At 69.5% G+C, this 11141-nt stretch carries 6 protein-coding genes; 1 reads left to right on the top strand and 5 read right to left on the bottom strand.

Annotated elements, in window-relative coordinates; translation table 11 throughout:
• Positions 1–101: 101 nt before the first annotated feature.
• Entirely contained in the window at positions 102–1619 is a 1518-nt protein-coding gene (locus QQX13_RS08710) for a catalase (protein WP_301119041.1), read from the bottom strand.
• Between the two features lie 39 nt (positions 1620–1658).
• Positions 1659–2111 (bottom strand): Fur family transcriptional regulator, encoded by a 453-nt coding sequence (locus QQX13_RS08705; RefSeq protein ID WP_301119042.1) that lies wholly within the window; start codon positions 2109–2111, stop codon positions 1659–1661.
• 240 nt (positions 2112–2351) lie between these two features.
• Here QQX13_RS08705 and QQX13_RS08700 point away from each other — a divergent pair, with 240 nt between their 5' ends.
• Positions 2352–4853, top strand: coding sequence for an FAD-dependent oxidoreductase (locus tag QQX13_RS08700; RefSeq protein WP_301153116.1), 2502 nt, complete (start codon positions 2352–2354; stop codon positions 4851–4853).
• Between the two features lie 109 nt (positions 4854–4962).
• Here QQX13_RS08700 and QQX13_RS08695 read toward each other — a convergent pair whose 3' ends face one another.
• The 3 genes from QQX13_RS08695 to gyrB all read right to left on the bottom strand — a co-directional run bounded on the left by QQX13_RS08695 (position 4963) and on the right by gyrB (position 11075).
• Positions 4963–6336, bottom strand: a complete 1374-nt coding sequence (locus tag QQX13_RS08695) for an MFS transporter (protein WP_301153114.1) — start codon at positions 6334–6336, stop codon at positions 4963–4965.
• Positions 6337–6526: 190 nt separating this feature from the next.
• The gene (gene gyrA, locus QQX13_RS08690; RefSeq protein ID WP_301153112.1) at positions 6527–9079 is read right to left on the bottom strand and encodes a DNA gyrase subunit A; all 2553 of its coding nucleotides are present in this window, start codon (positions 9077–9079) and stop codon (positions 6527–6529) included.
• Entirely contained in the window at positions 9069–11075 is a 2007-nt protein-coding gene (gyrB, locus tag QQX13_RS08685; protein WP_301119046.1) for a DNA topoisomerase (ATP-hydrolyzing) subunit B, read from the bottom strand. Before gyrB ends, gyrA begins: the two co-directional genes overlap by 11 nt.
• Between the last annotated feature and the right edge of the window lie 66 nt (positions 11076–11141).

The following is an 11141-nucleotide window of genomic DNA, read 5'->3' as shown; positions in this document are numbered from 1 at the left end:
GGGAGCCGCGCAGGGCCCGCGGGGGCCCGCGCCGCGGGCCCGGACGGCACGGAGGCCCGGCCACCTCGCGGTGACCGGGCCTCCGGATGCTCAGGGAGCGATCAGACCGTCACGGGCTCGACGCCGGTGCCGGGCTCGCCGGCCTCGACGGGCGCGCCCTCGGCGGCAAGGTTAGCCCGCAGCTTCGCACCCAGGTCGGCGTCGACGTTGGTCCAGTACTGGATCGCGCGCTCGCGGATCTCGTCCGACTTCACCGCACCGACGTGGCCGGTGATCTGCTCGAGGATGTGGGCCTTGCCCGCGTCGTCGAACACCTCGCGGTACATGGTGCCGGCCTGACCGAAGTCGTCGTCCTCGGCGTGCAGGGTGGCGGCGGCGCGGACCAGCTCGCCGTCCGACTCCCAGTTCCCCGCGTCACCCGCACGCTCGGCGTCGGCGTGCGCGCCGCCCACCGAGTTGGGGGCGTAGACCGGGGTCGAGGCCGAGGCGAACGAGTAGCGCATCGCGCCGTCCTTCGCGTACGAGTGACCGTTGGCGTCCGCGGCGTGCGGCGAGTTCACGGGCAGGTCGGCGTGGTTGGTGCCCACGCGGTAGCGGTGCGCGTCGGCGTAGGAGAAGATGCGCGCCATCAGCATCTTGTCGGGCGAGGCGCCGATGCCGGGGACGAAGTTCGACGGGGCGAACGTCGCCTGCTCGATCTGCGCGAAGTAGTTCTCGGGGTTCTTGTTGAGCTCCATCACGCCCACCGGGATCAGCGGGTAGTCGCCGTGCGGCCACACCTTGGTGAGGTCGAACGGGTTGAAGCGGTAGGTCTTCGCGTCCTCGTAGGGCATGATCTGCACGAACAGGTCCCAGCGCGGGAAGTCGCCGGCCTCGATGTGCTCGTAGAGGTCGCGGATGTGGTGGTCGCCGTCCGAGCCCGCGAGCTGGCCGGCCTCCTCGATGGTGAGGCCGTGCACGCCCTGCTGGCTCTTGAAGTGGTACTTCACCCAGAAGCGCTCGCCCTCGGCGTTGATCCACTGGTAGGTGTGCGAGCCGTAGCCCTGCATCTCGCGCCACGAGCGGGGCAGGCCGCGCTCGCCCATGAGCCAGGTCACCTGGTGCGCCGACTCGGGCTGGAGCGTCCAGAAGTCCCACTGCATGTCGTTGTCGCGCATGTGCGAGCCCGGCAGGCGCTTCTGCGAGCGGATGAAGTCGGGGAACTTGATGCCGTCGCGGATGAAGAACACGGGGGTGTTGTTGCCCACGAGGTCGTAGTTGCCCTCGGTCGTGTAGAACTTCAGCGCGAAGCCGCGGGGGTCGCGCCAGGTGTCGGGCGATCCGTGCTCGCCGGCCACCGAGGAGAAGCGTGCGAGCATCTCGGTCTGCACGCCGTCCTGGAACAGCGCCGCGCGGGTGTACTTCGCGATCTCCGGGTTGGTGGTGGTGAACGTGCCGAAGGCGCCGCCGCCCTTGGCGTGGACCACGCGCTCCGGGACGCGCTCACGGTTGAACTGCGCGAGCTTCTCGACCAGATAGTGGTCGGTCAGCGCGGTGACGCCGTTGTTGCCGACGGTCAGCGAGTGCTGGTCCGAGGCGACCGGTGCCCCGGAGTTGGTGGTGGTGAACTTCTCCGACATGGGAGCGCTCCTTAGCTTGCGGTAGGTGGCGGGGGACGTTCAGATGGCGGGCGACGGCTCGGGGGTGGCCTCACGTGCACGGGTGCACGCCTGGCACAGGCCCCAGAAGACGACCTCCGCCTCGACCACGGCGAAGCCGTGATCGACGCTGGGGGTGAGGCAGGGCGCGTGACCGACGACGCAGTCGACGTCGGCGATCACGCCGCAGCCGCGGCACACCACGTGGTGGTGGTTGTCGCCCACGCGCAGCTCGTAGCGCGCGGGGTGGTCGCCGGGCTCGATGCGGCGGGCGAGGCCGTGGTCCGCGAGGTCGTGGAGCACGTTGTAGACGGCCTGCTTCGAGGTGGTGGGCAGGACCCGCGCGACGGCGGAGTAGAGCTCGTCGGCCGAGCCGTGCGGGTGGCCCTCGAGCGCCTCGACCACGGCGACGCGGGGCTCGGTGACGCGCAGGGACGCCTCCCTGAGGAGGGCGCGCGCGTCGGTGGAGGACATGGGTGGAAGCCTAGCCCCTTCTTTTGATTGATTCAAATGATGGCGTCCGGTCGCGGGACGATGCCCGGCGCACCAGGATGGAAGGCGAGGCGCCGGGCACCCGCCCGCCGCCGCATCGTCCCTGCAGATCGGTACCTGTCCAACGAACGGCGATAGCGGGTTGAACGTGACCTTGGACCCGCGCCGGGAGATACCCCGGGGGATATCGTCGTGCTCAGATCCCATACCCCAGGAGGCATCATGAAGCTGGTCGTCGTCGGCGGTGTCGCCGCCGGAGCATCCACCGCGGCACGGGCGCGTCGTCTCGACGAGTCCGCCGAGATCGTCGTCTTCGAGCGCGGCCACCACGTGTCGTTCGCGAACTGCGGCCTGCCGTACCACGTGGGAGAGGTCATCTCGGAGCGGTCGCGCCTGCTGCTGCAGACGCCCGAGAGCCTGCGCGAGTCGCTCAACATCGACGTGCGCATCGCCACCGAGGTGGTCGCGATCGACCGCAAGAAGAAGACGGTGACCGTCCGCGAGGTCGACTCCGGCAAGGAGTACACCGAGACCTACGACAAGCTCGCGCTGTGCATGGGCGCGGAGGCCGTCCGCCCGCCGCTGCCCGGCATCGACCACCCCGCGGTCGAGGTGCTGCGCCGGATCGGCGACATGGACCGCATCAAGCACCGCCTCGACACCGCGGTCGCCGCCCAGAAGAACGGCAAGCGCGGCACCGTGACCGCGGTCGTGGTGGGCGCCGGCTACATCGGCCTCGAGATGGCGGAGAACCTCCACCACCGCGGCGTGCGCGTCGAGGTGGTCGAGCTCTCCGACCAGATCCTGCCGCCCGTCGACCACGAGATCGCGACCCCCGTCGAGCAGCACCTGCGCATGCGGGGCATCGGACTGCACCTCTCGACCGCAGCGGCGGCCTTCCAGCCGCTGTCGGACAAGGACGGCGACGAGCGGGTCAGCGTCGAGCTCAACTCCGGCACCGTCCTCAAGGCCGACCTGGTGATCCTCGCCGCGGGCGTGAAGCCCGCCGTGGAGCTGGTCAAGGCGGCCGGCCTGGAGCTGGGCGACCGCGGCGGTATCAAGGTCGACCTGCACATGCAGACCTCCGACCCCGACATCTACGCCGCGGGCGACGCCGTCGAGACCCCCCACCCGGTGCTCCCCGGCGCGTACCTCGCGCCGCTCGCCGGCCCGGCCAACCGTCAGGCCCGCGTCGCCGCCGAGAACATCTGCGGCCGCGAGACCGAGTACAAGAGCACCCAGGGCACCAGCATCGTCAAGGTGTTCGACATGGTCGCCGGCGGCACCGGCGCGACCAAGCGCCAGCTGGACGCCGCGGGCGTCGAGCACCGCGTGGTCCACGTGCACCCCTCGGGCCACGCCGGCTACTACCCCGGCACCGCGATGATGCACATCAAGGTGCTGTTCTCCCCGACCGACGGCACCATCTACGGCGCCCAGGCCTGCGGCTTCGACGGCGTCGACAAGCGCCTCGACCTGTTCGCCATGGCGATCCGCGCCGGCATGACCGTGTTCGACCTCGAGGAGCAGGAGCTCGCCTACGCGCCGCCGTTCGGCTCCGCGAAGGACCCGGTCAACATGGCCGGCTTCGTGGCCTCGAACACCATCCGCGGCGACTTCACCCTCTGGTACCCGGAGGAGTGGCCGCTCGCCGACGGCGCCCGCCTGGTCGACGTCCGCACCCCCGAGGAGTACGGCATCCACCACCTCCCCGGCGCGGAGAACGTCCCGCTGGCCACGTTCCGCGAGGCGGTGAAGGGCTGGGAGGACAAGGACCAGCCGATCCGCCTGTACTGCGCCGTGGGCTTCCGCTCCTACCTCGCCCACCGGATCCTGGTGCAGAACGGGTTCACCGACGTCGCGACGCTGTCGGGCGGCTCGACCACGTTCGGCCACGTCCACGACAACCCGGCCGACCAGTACACCGCGCAGCCCCCGATGGAGAACTACGCGGAGAAGGTCTCGGTCGCCTCGGCGGTCGCGGCGGCCACCGGCCAGGTCCAGGACCTCGACTGCACCGGCCTGGCGTGCCCCGGCCCGATCATGCGCCTCGCGAACGCGATGAAGGAGGCGAACGCGGGCGACGAGATCCGCGTGACCGTCTCCGACCCGGGCTTCGCGCTCGACGGTCCCGCCTGGGCCTCGAAGAACGGCCACACCCTGGTGGCGCTCGAGCCGAAGGGCCCGGGCTTCGTCGGAACCTTCCGCAAGGGCGGCGTCGAGCCGGTCCGCACCGGCGCGACGTCCTCGGGAGCGAACAAGACCTCGATGGTCGTCTTCAGCGGCGACCTCGACAAGGTGCTCGCGGCGTTCATCATCGCCAACGGCGCGGTCGCGATGGGCGACGAGGTCTCGATGTTCTTCACCTTCTGGGGCCTCAACGCGCTGCGCAAGACGGACCCGCCCAAGCGCGAGAAGAAGATGATGGACAAGATGTTCGGCGCCATGATGCCGCGCGGCGCCGAGAAGCTGACCCTGTCGCAGATGCACATGGCCGGCGCGGGCACCGCGATGATCAAGAACGTCATGAAGCAGAACGACGTCCCGTCGCTGCCCGAGCTGATCAAGTCGGCCCAGGACGGGGGCGCCCGCCTGCTCGGCTGCACCATGACCATGGATCTGCTGGGGATGTCGCAGTCCGACCTGCTCGACGGCGTCGAGCTCGCGGGCGTCGCGACCTTCCTGGGCGAGGCGAACGAGAGCGGCACGACGCTGTTCATCTGACGCCGCACGGATCTCGAACCGTCACGCCGCATCGTCCCTCCCCGGGACGGTGCGGCGTCGGCGCGTCGCCCGCAGATCCGTGCGGAGCAGTTCGGGGGTGGCGAGCGGGTCAGGCGTCGACGCGCGCGCCCTTGTCCGCCGGGGTGCGCACGAACATCAGCAGCACCATGCCCGCCGCGACCACCGCGATCACGCCGAGCGTTCCCCAGATGGTGCCGCCGAGCAGCGCGATGGTGCCGGCCCACATCGCGGGCGCCATGAACGATGCGGCGCGGCCGGTGGTGGCGTAGAGGCCGAAGACCTCGGCCTCGCGGCCGGACGGGGCCACGCGCGCGAGCAGCGAGCGCGACGCCGCCTGCGCGGGGCCGACGCAGGCGCTGAGGAGGAGCCCGAAGAGCCAGAACACCCACGCGCCGGTCGTGTGGAGGATCACGATGACGATGCCGGAGACCACGATGGTGCCGAGCGCGGCGAGGATGACGATGCGGGGGCCGAGGCGGTCGTCGAAGCGCCCGGCGACGATGGTGGACAGGCCGGCGATCAGGTTGGCCGCGATGCCGAAGATGATCACCTCCTGGTCCGAGAAGTCGAACGCGACGGCCGCGATGACCGCGCCGAAGGTGAAGACGCCCGCGAGGCCGTCCCGGTACACCGCGCTCGAGAGCAGGAACCACAGCGTCCCGCGCGCGTCGCGCCACAGCTCGCGCAGGTCGGACCACAGCACCGCGTAGCCCTGGATCAGGCCCACCCGGGGACGCTCCGACGCCTTCGCCTCCGGGACGTGCACGAACAGCGGCCACGCGAACGCGACCGTCCACACCGCGCACCCGACCGCGATCAGGCGGTAGGCCATCCCGTTCGAGGTGTCCATGCCGAACCAGTCGAACAGGTCGAGCACCACCACGATCACGAGCGCGACGATCCCGCCCATGTATCCGAGGCCCCAGCCCAGGCCGGAGACGCGGCCCATGGTGGACGGCGTGGAGACCTCGACGATCATCGCGTTGTAGTTCACGCCGGCGACCTCGCCGACGATCGCTCCGAACGCGATGAGGCCTACGCCGAGCCAGAAGAAGTCGGGCGACGCCTCGACGAAGTAGAGGCCGAGCATCGCGCCGACGAGCAGCAGGGTCATCCACCCCAGCCACGCCTTGCGGCGACCCGTCGCGTCGGCGCGCTGGCCGAGCACCGGCGCCAGCACCGCGATGAGGATGCCGCCCGCGGTGAGGCCCCATCCCAGGCCGGAGGTGAGCTGGTCGATCGCGGCGTCGTACTCGGGAGCGCCCTTGCCCAGGGCCGCGATCTCCGGGTCGATGAAGCTGTCCTTGGTCAGGTACAGCGCCGTGAACACGAACGTGATGATGACGGTGTTGAACGGCTGGGTGGCCCAGTCCCACAGCGCCCAGGCCCACACCCGCTTCCGCGGGATGGGCGCGACGCCCTCGGCATCGGCGATCGACGGCAGTGTCGGCTGGTCGCTCATGGGGTCAGTGTGGCGCACCCGGGTGAACGGCGGGTGTCGAATCGCTGGGGCACGAATCTCTTCATGGGGCGGCTGAGCGACCCTACATCGACACGAATCGCTTCATGAGCGCGCCGAACCCGGGGCGAATGCCGACGCCGCACCGTCCCGGGAGGGACGATGCGGCGTCGGGTTCGAGACGTTGCGACGGCTACTCGCCGGCCTGGGCCTCCGGCTCCGGCCCCGCCTCGCCCTCGAGGGGCTCGTCGCCGTCGAGGTTGCGCTCGACGTTGCGCGCGATGCCGATGATGCGGTCGCCCTTGCCGGGCTTGGCGAAGATCACGCCCATGGTGTCGCGGCCCTTGGCCGGCACCTCACCCACGGACGAGCGCATGACCTTGCCGCCCTCCATGATCACGAGCACCTCGTCGTTGTCCTCGACCAGCAGCGCGCCGACCAGGTCGCCGCGCTCCTCCGCGAGCTTCGCGACCTTGATGCCCAGGCCGCCGCGGCCCTGGACCCGGTACTCGTCGACGGCGGTGCGCTTGGCGTACCCGCCCTCGGTGACCACGAACGAGTAGGAGCCCTCGGTGACCACGTCGAGCGCGAGCAGCTCGTCGTCGTCGCGGAAGCTCATGCCCTTGACGCCGGAGGTCGCGCGGCCCATGGGGCGTAGCGCATCGTCCGACGCCTCGAAGGTGAGCGACTGGCCCTTGCGCGAGACCAGCATGAGCCGGTCCTCGGGTGCGACCAGGCGCGCCGAGACCAGCTCGTCGGGCCGGGCCTCGCCGTCCTCGCCCTCGACCTCGCGCAGGTTGATCGCGATGAGGCCGCCGGAGCGGTTGGAGTCGTAGGAGCTCAGCTCCGTCTTCTTCACCAGGCCGCGCTTGGTCGCGAGCACCAGGTAGGGCTTGTCGTCGTAGGTGCGCAGGTCGAGGACCTGGGCGATCTCCTCGCCCGGCTGGAACGCGAGCAGGTTCGCGACGTGCTGGCCCTTGGAGTCGCGGCCGCCCTCGGGCAGCTCGTACGCCTTCGCGCGGTAGACGCGACCCAGGTTGGTGAAGAACAGCAGCCAGTGGTGGGTGGTGGTGACGAAGAAGTGCTCGACCGCGTCGTCGCTGCGCAGGGTCGCGCCGCGCACGCCCTTGCCGCCGCGCTTCTGGGCGCGGTATTGGTCCGAGCGGGTGCGCTTGACGTAGCCGCCGCGGGTGATGGTGACCACCACCTCCTCCTCGGCGATGAGGTCCTCCATCGAGACATCGCCCTCGAAGGGGCTGATCTCCGTGCGGCGGTCGTCGCCGTACCGGCGGACGATCTCGGCGAGCTCGTCGGAGATGATCGTGCGCTGGCGCGCATCCTTGGCGAGGATGTCCTTGAGGTCCGCGATCTCCGTCATGAGCGCGTTGTAGTCGTCGGTGATCTTCTGGCGCTCCAGGGCCGCGAGCCGGCGCAGCTGGAGGTTCAGGATCGCGGTCGCCTGGACCTCGTCGACGTCGAGCAGCTCCATCAGTCCCGCGCGGGCCTCGTCCACGGTGGGCGAGCGGCGGATCAGGGCGATGACCTCGTCGAGCGCGTCGAGCGCCTTGAGGTAGCCCTGCAGGATGTGCGCCTCGCGCTCGGCCTCGCGCAGGCGGTACGCGGTGCGCCGCTGGATGACCTCGAGCTGGTGCGCGGTCCAGTAGCGGATGAAGCCGTCGAGCGACAGGGTGCGCGGCACGCCGTCGACGATCGCGAGCATGTTCGCCCCGAACGTCTCCTGCAGCTGCGTGTGTTTGTAGAGGTTGTTCAGCACCACCTTCGCGACGGCGTCGCGCTTGAGCACCACCTCGAGGCGCTGGCCGGTGCGGCCGGAGGTCTGGTCGCGGATGTCGGCGATGCCGGAGACCTTGCCGTCCTTGACCAGGTCGGCGATCTTGATCGCGAGGTTGTCCGGGTTGACCTGGTACGGCAGCTCGGTGATCACCAGGCACATGCGGCCCTGGATCTCCTCGATGTTCACCACCGCGCGCATGGTGATGAGGCCGCGACCGGTGCGGTAGGCGTCCTCGATGCCCTTGCGGCCCAGGATGGTCGCGCCCGTGGGGAAGTCCGGACCCGGGATGCGCTCGATGAGCGCCTCGAGCAGCTCCTCGCGGCTCGCGTCCGGGTGGTCGAGGTGCCACTGGACACCCTCGGCGACCTCGCGCAGGTTGTGCGGAGGGATGTTGGTCGCCATGCCGACCGCGATCCCCGCGGAGCCGTTGACCAGCAGGTTCGGGAAGCGCGACGGCAGGATCGTGGGCTCCTGCTCGCGGCCGTCGTAGTTGTCCTCGAAGTCGACGGTGTCCTTGTCGATGTCCCGCACCATCTCCATGGCGAGCGGGGCCATCTTGCACTCGGTGTACCGCGAGGCCGCGGCGCCGTCGTTGCCGGCGGAGCCGAAGTTCCCCTGGCCGGTGATCAGCGGGTAGCGCAGCGACCACGGCTGCACCATGCGGACGATCGTGTCGTAGATCGCGCTGTCGCCGTGCGGGTGGTACTTGCCCATGACGTCGCCGACGACGCGCGAGCACTTCGAGAAGGCGCGGTCCGGGCGGTAGCCGCCGTCGAACATCGCGTACAGGACGCGACGATGCACGGGCTTGAGGCCGTCGCGGACCTCCGGCAGGGCACGGCCGACGATGACCGACATCGCGTAGTCCAGGTAGGACCGCTGCATCTCGGTGTTGAGGTCGACCGCCTCGATCCGACCGTGCTCCACGGTGTCGCCAGTCTCAGATGTCAAGGAACCTCACGTCCTTCGCGTTGCGCTGGATGAAGCTGCGGCGGGACTCGACGTCCTCGCCCATCAGCACGGAGAAGATCTCGTCGGCCTGGGCCGCGTCGTCCATGGAGACCTGGAGAAGGGTGCGCGTCGCCGGGTCCATCGTGGTGACGCGGAGCTCCTCGTGGTCCATCTCGCCCAGACCCTTGTAGCGCTGGACGCCGTTCTCCTTGGGGATCTTCTTGCCGTTCGCGAGCCCGTCCGCCATCAGGGCGTCGCGCTCACGGTCCGTGTACACGTACTCGTGCGGGGAGTTCGACCACTTGATCTTGTACAGCGGCGGCTGCGCGAGGTACACGTAGCCGGCCTCGATCAGCGGGCGCATGTAGCGGAACAGCAGGGTGAGCAGCAGCGTGCGGATGTGCTGGCCGTCGACGTCGGCATCGGCCATCAGCACGATCTTGTGATAGCGCGCCTTCGAGATGTCGAAGTCCTCGCCCATGCCCGCGCCGAACGCGGTGATGAGGCCCTGGACCTCCTGGTTCGACAGGGCACGGTCGAGCCGCACGCGCTCGACGTTCAGGATCTTGCCGCGGATGGGCATGATCGCCTGGTTGTACGGCTCGCGACCCTGCTTCGCGGAGCCTCCGGCGGAGTCTCCCTCGACGATGAAGATCTCGCACTCGGAGGGGTTGCGGCTCTGGCAGTCGCTCAGCTTGCCGGGCATGCCGCCCGACTCGAGCAGGCCCTTGCGTCGGGTGGCCTCGCGCGCCTTGCGGGCGGCGATGCGGGCCTGCGAGGCCTGGATCGCCTTGCGGATGATCTCCTTCGCCTCGTTCGGGTGCGCGTCGAACCAGTCGGTGAGCTGCTCCGAGACCACGCGCTGCACGAAGGTCTTGGCCTCGGTGTTGCCCAGCTTGGTCTTGGTCTGGCCCTCGAACTGCGGCTCGCCCAGCTTGACCGAGATCACGGCGGTCAGGCCCTCGCGGACGTCGTCGCCGGTGAGGTTGTCGTCCTTGTCCTTGAGGATCGACTTCTCGCGCGCGTACTTGTTCACCAGCGTGGTGAGCGCCGCACGGAAGCCCTCCTCGTGGGTGCCGCCCTCGGTCGTGGAGATGGTGTTCGCGTAGGTGAACACGGACTCCGAGTAGGCGTTCGTCCACTGCATGGCCATCTCGAGCGAGATCTTCTTCTCGGTGTCCTCGGACTCGAGGGAGATGACCTCGGCGTGGACCAGCTCCGCCTTCTTGGCCGAGTTGAGGTGGCCCACGTAGTCGACCAGGCCGCCGTCGTACCGGTAGGTCACGGTCCGCGACGTGGGGTGGTCCCCATCGTCCGCCGCATCGTCCTCGGGCGCGATGTGCTCAGGACGCTCGTCGGTGAGCGTGATTGAGAGGCCCTTGTTGAGGAACGCCATCTGCTGGAAGCGGGCGCGCAGCGTCTCGTAGTCGTAGTCGGTGGTCTCGAAGATCAGCGGGTCGGCCCAGAAGGTCTGCTGCGTCCCGGTCTCCTCGGTCGCCTCGCCCTTGACCAGCGTGCCCTGCGGCTTGCCGCCCTCAGCGAAGGCCTGGCGCCACACGTGGCCCTGGCGCTTGACCTCGGTCTCGACCTTGTAGGACAGCGCGTTGACCACCGAGATGCCCACGCCGTGAAGACCGCCGGAGACGGCGTAGCCGCCGCCTCCGAACTTGCCTCCCGCGTGGAGGATGGTCATGACCACCTCGACCGTCGGCTTGCCCTCGGTCGGGTGCATGTCGACGGGGATGCCGCGGCCGTTGTCCGTGACCTTGACGCCGCCGTCCTCCTGGAGCGTGACGGTGATCGTGTCGCAGTACCCGGCGAGGGCCTCGTCGACGGAGTTGTCGACAACCTCGTAGACCAGGTGGTGGAGACCGCGCTCACCCGTCGACCCGATGTACATGCCGGGGCGCTTGCGGACGGCCTCGAGGCCCTCCAGGACGGTGATGTTCTCGGCGCCGTAGGCGGGCTCGTTCGCCCGCTCCTCGCTATTCGCCACAGATTCGCCTTTCAAGCCGCTGACGCGCCCCGAGAGGGGTCGCGTCCTGTCTCAGGCCATTCTAGT

Source organism: Demequina lignilytica (assembly GCF_030418375.1).
GTDB lineage: Bacteria > Actinomycetota > Actinomycetes > Actinomycetales > Demequinaceae > Demequina > Demequina lignilytica.
The sequence above is the reverse complement of the archived record's forward strand: the minus strand, read 5'-3'. Positions and strand labels throughout refer to the sequence as shown.

What these genes read in the sequence shown, in the direction of transcription:
- QQX13_RS08700 (WP_301153116.1), top strand. Translation starts at nt 2,352, where the DNA reads ATGAAGCTGGTCGTCGTCGGCGGTGTCGCCGCCGGAGCATCCACCGCG.
- QQX13_RS08695 (WP_301153114.1), bottom strand. Translation starts at nt 6,336, where the DNA reads ATGAGCGACCAGCCGACACTGCCGTCGATCGCCGATGCCGAGGGCGTC.
- QQX13_RS08705 (WP_301119042.1), bottom strand. Translation starts at nt 2,111, where the DNA reads ATGTCCTCCACCGACGCGCGCGCCCTCCTCAGGGAGGCGTCCCTGCGC.
- QQX13_RS08710 (WP_301119041.1), bottom strand. Translation starts at nt 1,619, where the DNA reads ATGTCGGAGAAGTTCACCACCACCAACTCCGGGGCACCGGTCGCCTCG.